This is a genomic window from Micromonospora matsumotoense, assembly GCF_050951065.1.
In the GTDB taxonomy this organism is placed as follows: Bacteria; Actinomycetota; Actinomycetes; order Mycobacteriales; family Micromonosporaceae; genus Micromonospora; species Micromonospora matsumotoensis.
Genome location: NZ_CP192025.1, coordinates 6,406,523 through 6,424,290, shown reverse-complemented (window position 1 = coordinate 6,424,290; position 17,768 = coordinate 6,406,523). Strand labels below are relative to the sequence as shown.

Annotated in this window: 13 protein-coding genes and 1 pseudogene; 7 read left to right on the top strand and 7 right to left on the bottom strand. The window is 72.9% G+C overall.

The window, feature by feature from the left end; all coding sequences use genetic code 11:
- Positions 1 to 201 precede the first annotated feature (201 nt).
- Both ACQP1S_RS27345 and ACQP1S_RS27340 read left to right on the top strand, forming a co-directional pair.
- Positions 202 to 1,062, top strand: coding sequence for a bifunctional methylenetetrahydrofolate dehydrogenase/methenyltetrahydrofolate cyclohydrolase (locus ACQP1S_RS27345; RefSeq protein WP_091241660.1), 861 nt, complete (start codon positions 202 to 204; stop codon positions 1,060 to 1,062).
- Between the two features lie 181 nt (positions 1,063 to 1,243).
- Entirely contained in the window at positions 1,244 to 2,194 is a 951-nt protein-coding gene (locus tag ACQP1S_RS27340) for a malate dehydrogenase (RefSeq protein WP_363665572.1), read from the top strand.
- Between the two features lie 128 nt (positions 2,195 to 2,322).
- On the opposite strand, the gene ACQP1S_RS27335 is transcribed toward ACQP1S_RS27340, so the two are convergent.
- Positions 2,323 to 3,213: an MBL fold metallo-hydrolase gene (locus ACQP1S_RS27335; RefSeq protein ID WP_432900527.1), complete on the bottom strand. Its 891-nt coding sequence runs from the start codon at positions 3,211 to 3,213 to the stop codon at positions 2,323 to 2,325.
- A gap of 147 nt (positions 3,214 to 3,360) precedes the next feature.
- Here ACQP1S_RS27335 and ACQP1S_RS27330 point away from each other — a divergent pair, with 147 nt between their 5' ends.
- Positions 3,361 to 4,578, top strand: a complete 1,218-nt coding sequence (locus ACQP1S_RS27330) for an NADP-dependent isocitrate dehydrogenase (RefSeq protein WP_091241651.1) — start codon at positions 3,361 to 3,363, stop codon at positions 4,576 to 4,578.
- A gap of 414 nt (positions 4,579 to 4,992) precedes the next feature.
- Here the strand turns inward: ACQP1S_RS27330 and galT are convergent, their stop codons facing one another.
- The 4 genes from galT to ACQP1S_RS27310 all read right to left on the bottom strand — a co-directional run bounded on the left by galT (position 4,993) and on the right by ACQP1S_RS27310 (position 9,264).
- Positions 4,993 to 6,069, bottom strand: coding sequence for a galactose-1-phosphate uridylyltransferase (gene galT / locus ACQP1S_RS27325; protein ID WP_432900525.1), 1,077 nt, complete (start codon positions 6,067 to 6,069; stop codon positions 4,993 to 4,995).
- Positions 6,066 to 6,872: a DeoR/GlpR family DNA-binding transcription regulator gene (locus ACQP1S_RS27320; protein ID WP_091241645.1), complete on the bottom strand. Its 807-nt coding sequence runs from the start codon at positions 6,870 to 6,872 to the stop codon at positions 6,066 to 6,068. The genes galT and ACQP1S_RS27320 overlap by 4 nt, the downstream gene beginning before the upstream one ends.
- A gap of 102 nt (positions 6,873 to 6,974) precedes the next feature.
- Entirely contained in the window at positions 6,975 to 8,504 is a 1,530-nt protein-coding gene (gene cysC, locus ACQP1S_RS27315; protein ID WP_432900523.1) for an adenylyl-sulfate kinase, read from the bottom strand.
- A 127-nt stretch (positions 8,505 to 8,631) separates the two neighbouring features.
- Positions 8,632 to 9,264, bottom strand: a complete 633-nt coding sequence (locus ACQP1S_RS27310) for a DM13 domain-containing protein (RefSeq protein WP_432900521.1) — start codon at positions 9,262 to 9,264, stop codon at positions 8,632 to 8,634.
- A 464-nt stretch (positions 9,265 to 9,728) separates the two neighbouring features.
- Here ACQP1S_RS27310 and ACQP1S_RS27305 point away from each other — a divergent pair.
- The 4 genes and pseudogenes from ACQP1S_RS27305 to ACQP1S_RS27290 form a co-directional block, all read left to right on the top strand.
- Positions 9,729 to 10,550, top strand: a pseudogene (locus ACQP1S_RS27305) (ABC transporter ATP-binding protein); the annotation flags it as partial.
- A complete protein-coding gene (locus ACQP1S_RS27300) occupies positions 10,543 to 11,427 on the top strand; it encodes an ABC transporter permease (RefSeq protein ID WP_091241633.1) in 885 nt (294 codons plus the stop codon). The pseudogene ACQP1S_RS27305 and the gene ACQP1S_RS27300, both read left to right, overlap by 8 nt.
- Entirely contained in the window at positions 11,424 to 12,374 is a 951-nt protein-coding gene (locus tag ACQP1S_RS27295) for an ABC transporter ATP-binding protein (RefSeq protein ID WP_432900518.1), read from the top strand. Before ACQP1S_RS27300 ends, ACQP1S_RS27295 begins: the two co-directional genes overlap by 4 nt.
- Entirely contained in the window at positions 12,374 to 13,084 is a 711-nt protein-coding gene (locus ACQP1S_RS27290) for an ABC transporter permease (RefSeq protein WP_432900516.1), read from the top strand. Before ACQP1S_RS27295 ends, ACQP1S_RS27290 begins: the two co-directional genes overlap by 1 nt.
- A gap of 201 nt (positions 13,085 to 13,285) precedes the next feature.
- Here ACQP1S_RS27290 and valS read toward each other — a convergent pair whose 3' ends face one another.
- Together valS and ACQP1S_RS27280 are read right to left on the bottom strand one after the other, a co-directional pair.
- Positions 13,286 to 15,901 (bottom strand): valine--tRNA ligase, encoded by a 2,616-nt coding sequence (gene valS, locus ACQP1S_RS27285; RefSeq protein WP_432900514.1) that lies wholly within the window; start codon positions 15,899 to 15,901, stop codon positions 13,286 to 13,288.
- A 227-nt stretch (positions 15,902 to 16,128) separates the two neighbouring features.
- Positions 16,129 to 17,703: a trypsin-like peptidase domain-containing protein gene (locus ACQP1S_RS27280; protein WP_432900512.1), complete on the bottom strand. Its 1,575-nt coding sequence runs from the start codon at positions 17,701 to 17,703 to the stop codon at positions 16,129 to 16,131.
- Between the last annotated feature and the right edge of the window lie 65 nt (positions 17,704 to 17,768).

The following is a 17,768-nucleotide window of genomic DNA, read 5'->3' as shown; positions in this document are numbered from 1 at the left end:
CGGGGGCCGGTGGGGCCGGGTCGACCAGTCCGGGAGGTTGGTTGCCGCCCGTCCGGTCCGTGGTCGGCAGGGGCTGGTCGTCCCGCCCGGCGAGTGGCCTGGTCCATATTCGGTAACTCAAAGTGACTAACTGCACGTAACGGAAAGTGACGCTTCCCCCGTCGGCGGTCCGCCGTCCATCGGCCGTGAGACGATCTGGTCGTGACGGCGATCATCCTGGACGGCAAGGCGACCGCGGCCAAGATCAAGGACGAGCTGCGGGTACGGGTCAAGGCGCTGGCGGAGCGAGGTGTCACCCCCGGCCTGGGCACCGTCCTGGTCGGCGCGGACCCCGGCTCGGAGGCGTACGTCAACGGCAAGCACCGCGACTGCGCCGAGGTGGGCATCGCCTCGATCCGCCGGGAGCTGCCCGCCGACGCCACCCAGCAGCAGCTCGACGACGTGCTCACCGAGTTGAACGCCGACCCGGGCTGCCACGGCTACATCGTCCAGCTGCCGCTCCCGGGGCACCTGGACACCCAGCGGGCCCTGGAGATGATCGACCCGGACAAGGACGCCGACGGGCTGCACCCGGTGAACCTGGGCCGGCTGGTGCTCGGCTACGACGGTCCGCTGCCCTGCACCCCGCGCGGCATCGTCGAGCTGCTCCGCCGGTACGACGTGCCGCTGCGCGGCGCCAACGTCGCCCTCGTCGGCCGGGGCAACACCGTCGGGCGACCGCTCGGCCTGCTGCTCAACCGGCGCAGCGAGAACGCCACCGTCACCCTCTGCCACACCGGCACCCTCGACCTGGCCGCGCACACCCGCGCCGCCGACATCGTCATCGTCGCCGCCGGGGTGCCCGGCCTGCTCACCGCCGACATGGTCACCCCGGACACCACCGTGGTGGACGTCGGCATCACCCGGGTGATCGGCGACGACGGCAAGGGCCGGTACACCGGCGACGTGGACCCGGAGGTGGCCCAGGTCGCCGCCCGGCTGGCGCCGATGCCGGGCGGCGTCGGGCCGATGACCCGGGCCATGCTGCTCACCAACGTCGTCGAACGCGCCGAGCGAGGCTGATCACCCCTGCTCGGCGACGGTGTCCCGGGGTGGGGGCCGTCGGCACTCGCGCCACCGGCCGGGAACCGGGCGGTGGTGACGTTGGCCCCATCCCGGGGATGGCCGCCGCCCCTGGCCCGAACGGTGCCGCGATGACTGTTACGGTCGGGAAAACCGACTGGTAGCAGGGAGTGGGACGACCATGGGTAAGAAGGTCACTGTCGTCGGGGCCGGGTTCTACGGCTCCACCACCGCACAGCGCCTGGCCGAGTACGACGTCTTCGACACCGTCGTGATCACCGACATCGTGGAGGGCAAGCCGGCGGGTCTCGCGCTGGACCTCAACCAGTCCCGGGCGGTCGAGGGCTTCGAGACCAAGGTCGTCGGTGCCACCACCGGCCCCAACGGCGAGGGCTACGAGGCCATCGAGGGCTCGGACGTCGTGGTGATCACCGCTGGTCTGCCCCGTAAGCCGGGCATGAGCCGGATGGACCTGCTGGAGACCAACGCCAAGATCGTGCGTCAGGTCGCCGAGAACGTCGCCAAGTACGCCCCGAACGCCGTCGTCATCGTGGTGTCCAACCCGCTCGACGAGATGACCGCGCTGGCCCAGCTCGCCACCCAGTTCCCCAAGAACCGGGTGCTCGGCCAGGCCGGCATGCTGGACACCGCCCGGTTCACCAACTTCGTCGCCGAGGCCCTGGAGGTGCCGGTCAAGTCGGTCAAGACGCTGACCCTCGGCTCGCACGGCGACACCATGGTCCCGGTGCCGTCGCAGAGCACCGTCAACGGCAAGCCGCTGCGCGACGCGATGCCGGCCGCGCAGATCGAGGAACTGGTCGTCAAGACCCGCAACGGTGGTGCCGAGGTCGTCGCGCTGCTCAAGACCGGTTCGGCGTACTACGCCCCGTCCGCCGCCGCCGCGCGGATGGCCCGGGCCGTGGCCGAGGACTCCGGCGCGGTCATGCCGGTCTGTGCCTGGGTCGACGGCGAGTTCGGCATCTCCGGGGTCTACCTGGGCGTCGAGGCCGAGATCGGTGCCGAGGGCGTCAAGCGGGTCGTCGAGACCGAGTTGGACGCCGACGAGCTGGCCAGCCTCAAGGAGGCCGCCGAGGCCGTCCGCGCCAAGCAGGCCGACGTAGCCAGCATGTGACCACGTGAAACACCCACCCTGAGGGGCGGGCCGGCTCCCGCCGGCCCGCCCCTCAGCCGTCCCACCCCACCCGCCCGGCCCGCCCCGGTGATCAAGAGGTTTAGGTCACGCCGAGGCGGTTTCTTGACCTAAACCTCTTGATCACCGGGGCGGGCCGGGGCTGAAGGCGGGGGCGAGGCAGGGGGAGGGGCGGGGGCGGGTGGGTGGGGGTGGGGGGTGAAGGGGGTGGACAGGTGGGGGGTGGCGAGGAGGGTGGGGGGAGGGGTGGTGCCGGCGAGGTCGCGCAGCAGGGTGGTGCGGGAGTGGCGGGCGGTGGCCGGGTCCACCTCGTGGGCGTACGCCAGTTCCGGGTCGATCAGTTGCACCACGTGCACCAGCAGGTCGCCGGTGAACAGGACCCGCTCGTCGCCGGTGTCGACCAGCACGCACTGGTGGCCGGGGGTGTGCCCGGGAGTGGGCAGCAGTCGTACCCCCGGGGTGAGGGTGGTGTCGCCGTCGACCACCCGGAGTTGGCCGGCGGCGCGCAACGGCGCGATCAGGCCGGCCGGCAGTTCGGGGTTGATGCTCTCCACGGCGGCCAGTTCGGCCCGCTGGAGCAGGTAGGTCGCGTTGCGGAAGTAGGGGCGGCCCGGGGTGCCGGTCACCGCCCAGCCGATGTGGTCGCTGTGCAGGTGGGTGAGGACGACGGTGTGCACGTCGGCCGGGTCGATGCCGGCGGCGGCCAGCTCGGCCGGCAACCGACCCGGCACCGGCGCCCAGCTCGCGGCGGGGGAGCCGGCCGGCCCGATGCCGGCGTCGATCAGGGTCACCGGCCCGTCCCCGACGCGCAGGGCGAAGGCGCGGAACGGCAGCCACCAGTCGCCGTCGGCGGTCACCGAGTCGGGTTCCCGCCGGTCCGCCTCGCGCCAGTGTGCGGCGGTGGCTGCGGGGAACGCCTCCGCGCGAGGCTGGAAGAACGGTCCCTCACCGTCGGTGAGGGCGGTGACCGTGATAGACCCGAGGGTGCGGCTGAGCGGCATCCGGCGATCCTGTCAGGTGTCCGCTGTGGTCCGCCCGGTGTTTCTGCCGGCCGAGGGGGCCGGGTCGAGGCCGGCTCGGTGCCGTCGACCGGTTTCCAGTACGCTCGTACTGCTAGAGCACGTGTCCCCCGAGAGGAGCGCCGGCCGATGGCGAAGATCAAGGTAAACAACCCGGTCGTGGAGCTCGACGGCGACGAGATGACCCGGATCATCTGGAAGCAGATCCGGGAGCAGTTGATCCTGCCCTACCTCGACGTCGACCTGCACTACTACGACCTGTCGATCCAGCACCGGGATGCCACCGACGACCAGGTGACCATCGACGCCGCGAATGCCATCAAGGAGCACGGCGTCGGCGTCAAGTGCGCGACCATCACCCCGGACGAGGCCCGGGTGGAGGAGTTCGGCCTCAAGAAGATGTGGCGGTCGCCGAACGGCACCATCCGCAACATCCTCGGCGGCGTGGTCTTCCGCGAGCCGATCATCATGTCGAACGTGCCGCGGCTGGTCCCCGGCTGGACCAAGCCGATCATCATCGGCCGGCACGCCCACGGTGACCAGTACAAGGCCACCGACTTCGTGGTGCCCGGTCCGGGCACCGTGACGATCAGCTACACCCCGGCCGACGGCGGCGCCCCGATGGAGCTGGAGGTCGCCAACTTCCCCGGCGGCGGCATCGCCATGGGCATGTACAACTACGACGAGTCGATCCGGGACTTCGCCCGCGCCTCGTTCCGGTACGGCCTGGACCGGGGCTACCCGGTCTACCTGTCCACCAAGAACACCATCCTCAAGGCGTACGACGGCCGGTTCAAGGACCTCTTCGCCGAGGTGTTCGAGGCCGAGTTCAAGGACGAGTTCGCCGCCGCCGGCATCACCTACGAGCACCGGCTGATCGACGACATGGTCGCCGCCGCGCTCAAGTGGGAGGGCGGCTACGTCTGGGCCTGCAAGAACTACGACGGTGACGTGCAGTCCGACACCGTCGCGCAGGGCTTCGGCTCGCTCGGCCTGATGACCTCGGTGCTGCTCTCCCCGGACGGTCGTACCGTCGAGGCGGAGGCCGCACACGGCACGGTCACCCGGCACTACCGGCAGTACCAGAAGGGCGAGAAGACCTCGACCAACCCGATCGCCTCGATCTACGCCTGGACCCGGGGCCTGGCCCACCGGGGCAAGCTGGACGGCACCCCGGCGGTCACCGAGTTCGCCGACACCCTGGAGCAGGTCATCGTCGACACCGTCGAGGCCGGCCAGATGACCAAGGACCTCGCGCTGCTCATCTCGCGGGACGCCCCGTGGCAGAGCACCGACGAGTTCATGAACACCCTCGACGAGAACCTGGCCCGCAAGCTCGGCGCCTGATCTCTCAACGCGCACCCTCGGAACCCGTCGGCGGACCGCCGGCGGGTTCCGTCGTACCCGGCCGGCGGGCGCGTGCCGGCGTCACCCGGAGGCGCCACCCGTCCGGGTGACGGCGGCGTCACCGGCCGGGAAAAGGGTCGTTGAGCCGGGTGGACGTGGTGCCAGTCGCGTCCAGGGAGCACGTCGGTCGCGGCACGGCACCGGTGCCGACCGGCCAGCCTCCCCGGCTGTCGAGCACAGCCAGTCGTCCCTTCCCCGCGGGGGCCCGGTCCCGGGCCCCCGCGTCCTGCTGTCCGGGGTCCGGCGACGCGCAGCAGGGGTGCGGGTCAGCCGGCCCGCAGGGATGCGGGTCAGCCGGCGGGCCAGGAGTGCGGGTCGGGGGTGCGGGTCAGGAGTGCGGGTCAGGGGTGCGGGTCAGCCGGCGCGCAGGAGTTCGGCGGCGCGCTCGGGGGCGATGTCGTTGATGAAGACCCCCATGCCCGACTCGGAGCCGGCCAGGTACTTCAGCTTGTCCTTCGCCCGGCGGACGGTGAACAGCTGGAGATGCAGGTGGCCCAGCTCCCGGTCGATCCGCACCGGCGCCTGGTGCCAGGCCGCGATGTACGGCATGGGCAGGTCGAACAGCCCGTCGAAGCGGCGCAGCACGTCCAGGTAGAGCGGGCCGAACGCGTCCCGTTCGGCGTCGTCGAGCGCCGGGATGTCCGGCACCGGCCGGTGCGGCGCGACGTGTACCTCGAACGGCCAGCGGGCCGCCGCCGGCACGTACGCCGTCCAGTGGTCGTTGGCCGCGACCACCCGGTCGCCGGCGGCGCGTTCGGCGGCGAGCACGTCGGCGTAGAGGTTGCCCCCGCCGGTGCGCTCCGCGTGCCGGCGGGCCGCCGCCAGCAGCGACCGGGTACGTGGCGTGACGAACGGGTAGGCGTAGATCTGGCCGTGCGGGTGGTGCAGGGTCACCCCGATCTCCACCCCCCGGTTCTCGAAGCAGAACACCTGCTCCACCCCGGGCAGCGCGCCGACCGCCGTGGTCCGGTCGGCCAGCGCGTCCAGCACCAGCCGGACCCGACGGGGGGAGAGGCTGGCGAAGGACGCCTGGTGGTCGTCGGTGAAGCAGACCACCTCGCAGCGGCCCTGGCCGGGGCGGACCGGGGTGAACGGGGTGATCTCGGCCGGCTCGTCGGCGATCCGCTGGCTCAGCGAGGGGAACCGGTTCTCGAAGACCGCCACGTCGTAGTCGGGCGCGGGGATCTCGCTGTGCCGGTCGCCCCGGGACGGGCAGAGCGGGCACTGGTCGGCCGGCGGGAGGAAGGTCCGGGTCTGCCGGTGCACCGCCACCGCCACCCACTCGTCGGTGAGCGGGTCGTACCGCAGCTGGGAGGCCGCCGGCGGCGGGGGCAGTTCCCGCTGGTCCGGTTGGTCCCGGACCGCGTCGTCCCGCTCGTCGAAGTAGATCAGCTCGCGGCCGTCGGCCAACTCGATCGCCGTACGCTTCACCGTGTCGTCTCCTGCCCGGTCGCCCGGCCCGTGCCTGTCACGATCACCAGCTCGCCCACCTTCTCGTCGATCACCCGGCGCGCCTCGGGGGCCAACCGGTCGTCGCTGACCAGCACGTCGGCGGCGCCCAGGCCGACGATGGAGGAGATGCCCACGGTGCCCCACTTGGTGTGGTCGGCGAGGACGACCAGCCGGTCGGCAGCCTCCACCAGGGCCCGGTCGGTCTCCGCCTCCATCAGGTTGGGGGTGGTGAAACCGGCCCGCTCGGTGATCCCGTGTACGCCGAGGAAGAGCAGGTCCAGGTGGAGCGATTGGATGGCCTCCACGGCCAGCGGGCCGACCAGCGCGTCGGACGGGGTGCGCACCCCGCCGGTCAGCACCACGGTCTGGTCGGGGCGGCCGGCGGTGTGCAGGATCTCGGCCACCGGCAGCGAGTTGGTCACCACGGTCAGCCCGGCGACGTCGACCAGGCGGCGGGCCAGCTCGGCGGTGGTGGTGCCGGCGGAGAGCGCGATCGCCGCACCGGGCCGGACCAGTTCGGCGGCGTGGCCGGCGATGGCGGCCTTCTCGGCGGACTGCCGGACGGACTTGGCGTGGAAGCCCGGCTCGTCGGTCGAGCCGGGACCGGTGGCGGTCGCCCCACCGTGCACCTTGGCCAACAGCCCCTGGTCGTGCAGCGTGTCCAGGTCACGCCGGATGGTCATGTCGGATACGCCGAACTCGGCGGCCAGTTCGGTCACCCGTACGCCACCGGCGGTCCGGACCCGGTCGAGGATCGTCGCCTGTCGCTGCCGCGCCAGCATCCGCCCTGCCTCCCGGTCCACACACCTGCACGCGCTCGAACGTGTTCAAACAAGATTGAACACTAGCGCGCAGCGGGCAGCGGCGGAAGTGGAACCCCGAGGTCAGGCGGACGGCAGGCGCGGCTCCACCCAACCGGTCTCGGTGAGGTGGTTCATCACCACCTGCACGGCCTCCTCGATGCTCTGGTCGGTGGTGTCGACCACCAGGTCCGCATCGGTCGGCGTCTCGTACGGGTCGTCGATGCCGGTCATCCCGGTGAGCAGACCGGCGCGGGCACGGGCGTAGAGGCCCTTGCGGTCGCGCTGCTCACAGACCTCCAACGGGGTGGCCACGTGCACCAGCAGGAAGCCCGCCCCGGCGGAGCGGGCCATCTCGCGGACGGCGGCCCGCGCCTGGGCGTACGGGGCGATCGGGCAGCAGATGCCCACCCCCCGGTGCCGGGCGATCTCGGCCGCCACCCAACCGATCCGCCGGACGTTGGCGTCCCGGTCGGCCCGGCTGAAGGTCAACCCGGCCGACAACTCCCGGCGCACCACGTCGCCGTCGAGCAGGGTGATCGTGCGCTCGCCCTGCTCCCGCAGCAGATCGGCCAGCCCCCGGGCGATGGTCGACTTGCCGGAACCGGAGAGCCCGGTCAGGAAGACCACCAGCCCCCGGTGCCGGCGCGGCGGGCGGGCCCGACTGAGTTCCTTGGCCACCGCCGGCGGGGTGTGCCACTCGGGCAGCGGGAACCCCCGGTCGAGCAGGTCGTCGATCTCCGCCTCGCTCAGCGCCAGCTTGCGGTTGCGCGGCGGGATGTCGTCCCGCCAACGCCACTGGCCGTCCCGGCTGTCGTAGGCCAGCTCGCGGGGGACGAGCACCCGCAGCCCGGCGCCGGAGAGCATGCCGCCGGTGGAGAGCAGGTGGGTCACCCCGTACGCGGCGGAGATCCGGGCCCGCAGCAGGGCGTCGCTGATCTCGTCGGTGCGCCGCGGCAGCGGCACCGCGACCAGGGTCGCCGGGGGCATCCGGTCCCGGGCGGCGAAGACGCTGCGGACCAGGGCCTCGGTGGGCAGCCCGCCGGCGCCGTCCTCACCGACCGGGATCATCACCAGCAGATGGGCACCGAGGGTACGGGCGGCGTGCGCGATCTGCGCCAGCTGCGGCCGGTGCAGCGGCCGGTCGGCGATCACCCCGAGCACCCGGCCCGGGGGCAGCAGCGGTCGGATCTCCTCCGGGCCCCGACGCAACCGCTGGAACGGGCCGTGCCCGCCGTCGCCGAGTCGGCGGACCGGGCCGCCCAGCCCGGCCACCCCCTCGCGGACCGGCCAGACGTCGGTCACCTCCAGGGCGGCCACCGGGGCACCCTCGCCGTCGGTGAGCACCAGCGTCCGGCGGGCCGGATCGGCCGGGTCCAGGCCGTCGGCGACCGGGGCGGGCACCTGGAGGGTCACCGGGACCGGCCAGGAGGTGCCGTCGGCCAGTCGACCCCGACGCGACAACGAGGCCAGGTCGGCGCGGGTCATGAAGCCGGCCAGCGGGGTGTACGCCCCACTCAGCAGCAACTCCAGATCGGCCAGCTCACCGGGGCGCGGCGCGTACGCGGGGGCATCCCGCAACACGTCCTCGGGCAGCACCCAACTGTTGCTCATCGTTACCCCTCACTCGCCGACCGGCTCACAGTTTCTCAGCCGACCGGCGATCGGTCGAGAGCGCCACTCCACTGCCGACCCGGAAGTGGATCAATGGAGGGGTGCGTCGACCGGATGGTGAGCGAGGTCAACCCACCGGGACCAGGGGCGCGGCACCGAACGAGACGGCGAATCGTTGACACCAGATCGCGACACTGTTCAGTCCGGCGAGGTCGGTGCCGGACGGGATGGCGTACGCCTGGTCGCCCTTGTTGCCCTTGAGCCGGCCCAGCTCCACCCGGCGGCCGTCGTCGAAGACGCCCCAGCCGGCCCGGCCGGTGCGTACCGGCTGATCGGTGAGCCAGACCTTCAGATCGGGGCCGTTGGAGGTGTCCAATCCGACCAGCTCCAAGCGGTGCCCCCCACCGGCGGTACGGACGATCCGGGCGGTGCCCGCGGTGTCGTGCTCATGGCTGACGAACTCCCCCCGGCTGACCACCACCGGCCGGGTGCTCGTGGGGCTGCTGGCGGGGGTCCCTGTCCCTGCGGTCGGGGTGGTCGGCGTGGTGCCGGCGGGGGTGGCCCCGGTGGCCCCGGTGCCGGGGGTGTCGGCCGGGGTGGTGCCGGCCGGGGCGGCGTCCACCTCGGCGAGTTGTTCGTCGACCTGGTTGTCGGTCACCACCTTCCAGGGCTGGAACCAGTACAGGCCGAAGGCGACGCCGACGCCGAGGACGGCGACGGCGACCCAGGTCAGCGGGGTACGCAACAGGCGACGGGACATGCCGCCCAGTCTCGCCGGACAACGGTGGTCGGTCACCGCCCAACGCCGTTACGAAAGCCTTACCGGCCCGGCCGTGCAGACCTTCTGCCCGCCCGCCTGGCCGGCCGGCCGGCCCTGGATCGACCCGCTGGGTCGATGTAGCGGTATCAGGTGCGGCGGATACCGCTACATCGCTGATGACGAGTGGATCACCACTCTGCCCCGCCCCGCCCGCCTCCGCCCGGCTGTCTCCGCCCGGCCGCCTCCGGCCCACCCGGCGCAGCGCGGCCCGGCCGGCCGGCCGAGGACGGGGCTGGTCGAGGGTGGGAATCAGGGGCGACCCCGGGCGATTCCGGATACCCGCCAGGGTGCCACCTCCCTAGGCTGGCGGCGTGACACTGATCGCGACCGAGTCGCTGACCAAGACGTACGGAGGCCGGGTCACCGCCTTGGCCGACCTCACCGTCGCGGTCGAGCCGGGGATCATCGGGCTGGTCGGCGCCAACGGCGCCGGCAAGTCGACCCTGATAAAGATCCTGCTGGGCCTGCTCCCGCCGACCAGCGGACGGGTCTCCGTGCTCGACCTCGACCCCACCACCGACCCGGCGGCGGTCCGCGCCCGGGTCGGCTACATGCCGGAGCACGAGGCGCTCCCACCCGACCTCTCCGCCGCCGAGCTCGTCACCCACCTCGGGCGGATGAGCGGCCTGCCCCGGACGGTGGCCCGGGAGCGTGCCTCCGAGACGCTGCGGCACGTCGGCCTCTACGAGGAGCGCTACCGGCCGGTCGGCGGCTACTCCACCGGAATGAAGCAGCGGGTCAAGCTCGCCCAGGCCCTGGTGCACGACCCGGACCTGCTGCTGCTCGACGAGCCCACCAACGGCCTCGACCCGGCCGGCCGGGACGCCATGCTCGCCCTGGTCCACCGGATCGGCACCGAGTTCGGCATCTCCGTGCTGGTCTGCTCGCACCTGCTGGGCGAGGTGGAGCGGATCTGCGACACCCTGGTCGCCATCGACGGCGGCCGGCTCCTGCGTGCCGACCGGATCGACGCGATGACCTCGGCCACCGACGTGCTCGCCGTCGAGGTCAGCGAGGGCACCGACCAGCTGGCCGGCCGACTCGCCACGCTCGACCTGCCGGTGACCCGGGACGGCCGGATGCTGCTCGTCCCGCTCGTCGACGAGCGCACCTACGACCTGATCCTCGGCGCGGTCGCCGAGCTGGACCTGCCGCTGCACCGGCTGGACCAGCGCCGGCACCGGGTGGCCGAGCTCTTCGCCCCGAGGGAGCCCAGCAATGCCTGAGCCGACCGGCGTCATCCACGACATCGGCTACCAGCGGTACACCGGCCCGAGGCTGGGCCGCCGGCACGTCTTCGGCGCGCTCTACCTGCACGGCCTGCGGACCGTCTTCGGGCTGGGCCGCAGTGCCAAGGCGAAGATCTTCCCCTGGCTGGTGGTCGGCATCGTGACCGTGGTGGCCGCCGGCCTCGCCGCCGTCCGCAGCCAGCTCGGCGAGGTGGTGATGACGTACGCCCAGTTCGCCGACGCGATGAGCTGGCTGGTCATCTTCTTCGTCGCGGTGGCCGCCCCCGAGCTGGTCTCCCGGGACCTGCGCAGCGGCGTGCTCCCGCTGTACTTCTCCCGGCCGCTGCCGCGCGACGACTACGCGCTGGCCAAGCTGCTCTCCCTGGTCAGCGCGCTCTGGCTGCTGCTGGGCGGGCCGCAGCTGGTGATGTTCCTGGCGGCGGCGTTCACCACCTCCGACGGCCTGCGCGGGACCTGGAACGAGCTGCTCGACCTGCTCCCCGGGTTGCTCTACGCCGGGCTGTGGGCGGTGGTCTTCGCCGCGATCGGCCTGCTGGTCGCCTCGCTCACCGGCAAGCGGGCCTTCGCCGCTGGTGGGATCGTGGCGGTGTTCCTGATGACCACCCCGATCGTCGGCGTGCTGTCGATCCTGCCGTCCCACGCGGTCAACGAGCTGGCCTTCCTCGCCTCGCCGTCGACGCTGGTCGGTGGGGTGGGCACCTGGGCGCTCGGTGACCTGCTGGTGCCCGAGGGGCAGGGCGGCGGGATGCCGATCGGCAGCTTCGGCCCGGTCTACGCGATCGTCGCCGTGCTGCTGGTCACCGCCTGCACCGCCCTGCTGCTGCTGCGATACCGGAAGGTGGCCGCCCGATGACCACACTCGACACCGACGCCCGGCCGGCGGTCACCACCAGCACCCTGGATCTCGCCGGGGTCTCCCGCTGGTACGGCAACGTGGTGGCGGTCAACGACGTCACCATGCAGCTCAGCTCCGGGGTGACCGGCCTGCTCGGCCCCAACGGCGCCGGCAAGACCACCCTGCTGCACATGATGGCCGGCTTCCTCGCCCCGTCCCGGGGCACGCTCACCCTCGACGGCGAGTCGACCTGGCGCAATCCCGGTGTCTACCGCCGGCTCGGGCTGGTCAGCGAGCGGGAGGCGGTGCACTCCTTCCTCACCGCCAAGGAGTTCGTGCTGGCCAGCGCCAAGCTGCACCGGTTGCCCGACCCGGAGGCCGCCGCCCGCCGGGCGATCGAGCTGGTCGAGATGACCGACGCTCAGGACCGCCGGATCGGTACGTACTCCAAGGGGATGCGGCAACGTACCCGGGTGGCCGCCGCGCTGGTGCACGACCCGCAGGTGCTGCTGCTCGACGAGCCGTTCAACGGGATGGACCCGCGCCAGCGGCTGCACATGATGGGCCTGCTGCACTCCCTCGGCGACGCCGGGCGGACCATCCTGTTCAGCTCGCACATCCTGGAGGAGGTCGAGCAGGTCTCCGGCACCGTGCAGGTGATGGTCGCCGGCCGGTTGGCCGCCTCCGGTGACTTCCGCACCATCCGCCGGCTGATGACCAACCGGCCGCACGTCTTCGCGGTCCGCTCCACCGACGACCGGGCGCTGGCCGTGGCGTTGATGGCCGACCCGTCGGTCTCCGGCGTCGAGCTGGACAAGACCGGCCTGACCGTACGGGCCGGCGACTACGGCGCGTTCACCCGGGCGCTGCCGAAGATCGCGCTCGCCCGGCAGATCCGGGTCCGGCAGTTGACCCCCGAGGACGAGTCCCTGGAGAGCGTCTTCTCCTACCTGGTGGAGGCCTGATGTCAACCGTTTCCTGGATCACCGCGCGTGGGCTGTTCGGCCGTCGCCGGTTCCTCATGCTGCTGCCGCTGCCGGCGGTGCTGGTGCTGCTCGCCGTCCTCTGCCGGTCGCTCGGGGTGGACCCGGGTGAGTGGGCGCCGCCGGTGCTGGTCGGCCTCGGCCTGGCCGTGGTGCTGCCGGTGGTGGCGCTCATCATCGGCACCGGCGTGCTGGGCGCGGAGATCGACGACGGCACGGTGGTGCACATCCTGACCAAGCCGCTGCCGCGCTGGCAGATCGTGCTGCCGAAACTCATGGTGGCCGCCGGGGTCAGCGCGGCCACGGTCGCCGTGCCGCTCTACGTCGCGGGCGTGCTGGCCGATTCGGCACGCCTCGGCCTGGCCCTCGCCGCCGCCTCGGCGTTGGGCGCGCTGGCGTACTCGGCGCTGTTCCTGGCGCTCAGCCTGGTCACCCGGCGGCCGGTGCTGCTCGGCCTGGTCTACGTGCTGATCTGGGAGGGGCTGCTGGGCAACTTCGTCAGCGGCACCAAGGTGCTGTCGATCCAGCAGTGGGTGATCGCCCTGACCGACCGGATGGCCCCCACGGCGCTGCTGTCGACGACCGTCTCGGTGCCGGTCGCGGTGGTGCTGACCGCCCTGGTGAGCGTCGGCTTCACCGTCCTGGCGGTCGACCGGCTCCGCTCCTTCAGCGTCGCCGGCGAAACCAGCTGATCCCGGTACCCCGCCCGGCCCGGCAACCTTGTCCCGGGCCGGGCGGTGGTGCGGCGGGGCGGGGCGGGGCGGGCCGGATGGGGCGGCATGATCGACACAGGTGCGCCGATATAGCGGCATCCGCCCCACGCTGACACCGCTATATCGGCGATATGGCGAACCTCCGCGCGGGGTCGCCGACCCCGCGCGGGGCCCTGCCGGTCAGAAGGCGCTGGCGATCACCAGCTCGGGGGCGCGGTCGGGGAGCAGGTCGAGGGTGGTGATCCGGCCGGCGGCGCGGACGTCGTCGGCGATCAGGGTGAGCTGGTCGAGCAGGGCGGCCGGGCCCAACGCCTCGGCCAGCGGGATCTCCGCCCGCATCGACAGCTTGCGGTCGGACTTGGCCCGGCGGACCTGGGCCAGGGCGTCCCCGGCCAGCCGGAGCAGGGCCGGGTCACCGGTGCCGGTGATGGCCCGGTCCACCTCGTACGTGGTGGGCCAGGTGGCCCGGTGCACCGAGCCGTACCGCCACCACGACCAGACCTCCTCGGTCACGTACGGCAGCACCGGGGCGAAGAGCCGCAACTGCACCGACAGGGCGGTGGCGAGGGCCGCCCGGGCCGAGTCGGCACCCGGCCCGGTGCCGTAGGCGCGTTCCTTCACCAACTCGATGTAGTCGTCGCAGAACCGCCAGAAGAACGCCTCGGCGGCCTGTAGGGCGGTCGTGTGGTCGTACCCGTCGAAGGCGGTGGTCGCGGTGGTGACCACGGCGGAGAGTTCGGCGAGCATGGCGGTGTCCAGCGGGGTGGTCGCCGGGGCGCGCAGGGCGTCGCCGGCGCCCAGCCCGAGCGCGAACTTCGACGCGTTGAGCAGTTTGGTGGCCAGTCGCCGACCCACCTTGATCTGCGCCGGGTCGAAGGCCAGGTCCATCCCGGGCCGGCCGTTGGCGGCCCAGTAGCGGACCGCGTCCGAGCCGTGCTGTTGCAGCAACGCCATCGGGGTGACCACGTTCCCCTTGGACTTGGACATCTTCTTGCGGTCCGGGTCGAGGATCCAGCCGGAGAGCACCGCGTCCCGCCAGGGCAGCACCCCGTGCTCCAGGTGGGCGCGGACCACGGTGGCGAAGAGCCAGGTGCGGATGATCTCCTGCCCCTGCGGGCGCAGGTCCATCGGGAAGATCCGGTCGAACAGCTCCGGGTCGGTCTCCCAACCGCCGACGATCTGCGGGGTCAACGACGAGGTGGCCCAGGTGTCCAGCACGTCCGGGTCGCCGACGAAACCACCGGGCACACCGCGCTGCGACTCGTCGTAGCCGGGCGGCGGCTCGCTGGACGGGTCGACCGGCAGCGACGCTTCGTCCGGTGTGAGAGGGTTGGTGTGGTCCGGCTCGCCAATGGCGTCGAGCCGGTACCACACCGGCACCGACACACCGAAGAAGCGCTGCCGACTGACCAGCCAGTCACCGGTCAGCCCGCCCACCCAGTGCGCGTAGCGGTGCCCCATGTGCTCCGGCACCCAGCGCAGCTCGTCCCCCCGGGCCAGCAGCGCCGCCCGCAGCTCGGCCTCCCGGCCACCGTTGCGCAGATACCACTGCCGGGTCGAGACGATCTCCAGCGGCCGGTCGCCACGCTCGTAGAACTTCACCGGATGGGTGATCTCGCGGGGCTCGCCGACCAGGTCACCGGCCGCGCGCAGCAGCTCCACCAGGGTCCGTCGGGCGGCGTTGACCGACTGCCCGGCCAGCGCCGCGTAGGGTGCCGCGGGCACGCCCGCCGGTGGCTCGGCCAGCAGCCGACCGTCCCGGCCGATCACCACCCGGGTCGCCAGGTCGAGATCCCGCCACCAGGTCACGTCGGTCAGGTCACCGAATGTGCACACCATCGCGACGCCGGTGCCCTTGGCCGGATCCGCCAGCGGATGCGCGCGCACCGGCACCTCCACCCCGAACACGGGGGTACGCACCGTCGCGCCCACCAGGTCGGCGTACCGCTCGTCGTCCGGGTGGCAGACCAGCGCCACGCAGGCCGGCAGCAACTCCGGCCGGGTGGTGTCGATCAGCACCTCCCGCCCGCCCGGCCCGGTGAACCGCAGCCGGTGGTACGCCCCCGGGCGCTGCCGGTCCTCCAGTTCCGCCTGGGCCACGGCGGTGCCAAACCCGACGTCCCACAGCGTCGGCGCCTCCGCCTGGTACGCCTCACCCCGGGCCAGGTTGCGCAGGAACATCCGCTGCGAGGTGGCCCGCGCCGCCCGCCCGATCGTGGTGTACGTCAGTGACCAGTCCACCGACAGCCCGAGCCGCCGCCAGAGCGCCTCGAAGACCTGCTCGTCGTCGGCGGTCAACCGCGCGCACAACTCGACGAAGTTGCGTCGGGAGATCGGGGTCGGCTCCCGGCGTCGGGCCTCGGTGACCGGGGCGTCGGGCGGCTGCCACGTCGGGTCGTACGGCAGGGACGGGTCGCAGCGCACCCCGTAGACGTTCTGCACCCGGCGTTCGGTGGGCAGGCCGTTGTCGTCCCAGCCCATCGGGTAGAACACGTTGCGGCCGCGCATCCGCTGGAACCGGGCCACCGTGTCGGTGTGCGTGTACGAGAAGACGTGCCCCATGTGCAGTTCGCCGGATACGGTCGGCGGCGGGGTGTCGATGGAGTACACGTCGTCGCCGCGACCGTGCCGACGGGGCGTCTGTGCCGCCGGCCCGCGACCCGCTACGGTCGCCTTCTCCCGGTCGAACGCGTACGTGCCCTCCTCCTGCCAGCGGTGCGCCCAGCGCTCCTCGATGCCGTCCAGGGTGGGACGTTCGGGAACACCGGCGCGGGCCGTCCTCGCCGTATCAGTCATCGGTCGATCGTAGGCAGCCACCGACCTCCCGACCACCGGCTTTACCCGGCGTGCCGGCTGCCTCGCGCCGGGTGCCCGGCACGTCCTGGGTCGTGGCGGGCCGGGTGTGCGGTGCGACGTGGGGCGGGCCGGGCGCGGTGACCGGCCGGGCCCGCCGACCTACCGCTTCGAGGAGCCGACCGGACCGGGCGACCTACCGGTTCGGGAAGCCGGCCGGACCCGGTGGGCTACCGGTTCGAGGAGCCGACCGGCGGGGTGAGCAGCGGCCCCTGGGTGGCGATCTGGAAGCCGAGCCCGGTGCGGCCGTTGACCCGGTCGAGGATCACCGAGACCGGCGCGTAGGTGTTCTTCTCGTCCGGGTTGGTGCAGGGACCCTCACCGGGGTCGCCGTTGTTCAGGATGCCCAGCGCCCGCCCGTCGGACTCGGTGAACAGCGGACCGCCGCTGTCACCCGGCCGGGCGCACACCCGCACGTCGATGCCGCCACTGGCCTTGCCGATGACCTCACCGCAGCGGGTGCCCGGCAGGTAACCGGCCCCGGCGCCCGAGTCGACGTACTGCTCGCCGGCCTTCGGGGTGTACGCCGAACCGGTGGCGCAGACCACCCAGCCGGCCTGCACCGCGCCGTACGGCGTGACGCCGGTGATCGGCACGTCGCGGCTGCCCTTGCTGGCGCAGGCCGGATTGTCCGCCACGCACCAGTAGTTGACCAGGCTCGGGGCGTTGCCCACGGTCCGCCTCGGGTACGCCCAGCGGGTCGTCGCGCCCTTCGCGTACGGCAGGACCGCGTAGTCGTTGGGGAAGGCGTTCTCGGCCAGCACCGGATTGGTCGACTCCAGGCCCACCGGCACCTTCGGCCCGAGGAACTGGTGCCAGGTGTCGTCGACGCGCTGGTGCCGGCCGCCGACCACGCAGTGCCCGGCGGTCAGCACGTAGTACTGCCCGGACTTCGCCCGGACGTTGAAGCCGGTGGTGCAGCCGCCGACGGTGCCGTCGTCGCGGGGCACGTCGAGCCGGATGCCGCCGCGCATCGGCGCCTTGGCGCAGTAGCGCGGGTCGCACGCCTTGGGGATCGCGGAGTCGTCGAGCCGGGCCCGGGCCCGCACCGGCACCCCGGCCGCGTCGAGCGTGCCGGCCAGCCGGGCGTCGTCGGCGGGCACCGCGTCGCCGGTGAGCACCAGCACCTCGTTGGCCCGCTCGTCGACCAGCACGTCCCGACCGGCGGTGACGCCCAGCGTCCCGGCCAGCCGGGCCGCCGCCGCGTCGAGGTCGCGCCGCGAGTGGCGGACCGGCACGACGGTGACGTGCCGGGCGTCCGGCAGGCCGGCGACCGCCTCGGTGACCGGTGCCGGATCGGTGGCGGCGATGGTGAGCATTCCGCCACCGGCCTGGTCCAGCCACATCCCGGCGTACGAGTCGGGGAAACGGGCGGCCAGGGTGTCGGCCAGCGGCGCGGACAGCTCCTGGAGGGCCAGCCGGCGGGCGGCCTCGCCCGGGGCGACCCGGTAACGGTCGCTCAGGTAGCTCACCGAGGCGGGGGCGGCCTGCGCGACCTGGGTCGCGGGGCGGGTCACCACCGGCGCCGGGCGCCGGGCGGCAGGTGCGGCGACCCGGCCGCCGGTGCCGGCTCCGGCCGCCGCGCGGACGTCCTCGGCGGCCGGGACCGCCCCGGCCGACCAGGCGCCGCCGGATGACCCGGTGGCCGGACCGGCGTCCCGGTCCACGGCCAACGCCACGCCCGTCGTCCCCACCGTGCTCAGCGCCAATGCCGCCGCCAGGACCACTCGTCCACGAATCCGCACGCCGTGCCCTCCCCCGTATGCCGGCGATGCGATCGACCCCGCCGCGCCCGCCCGACCGGTCGGAG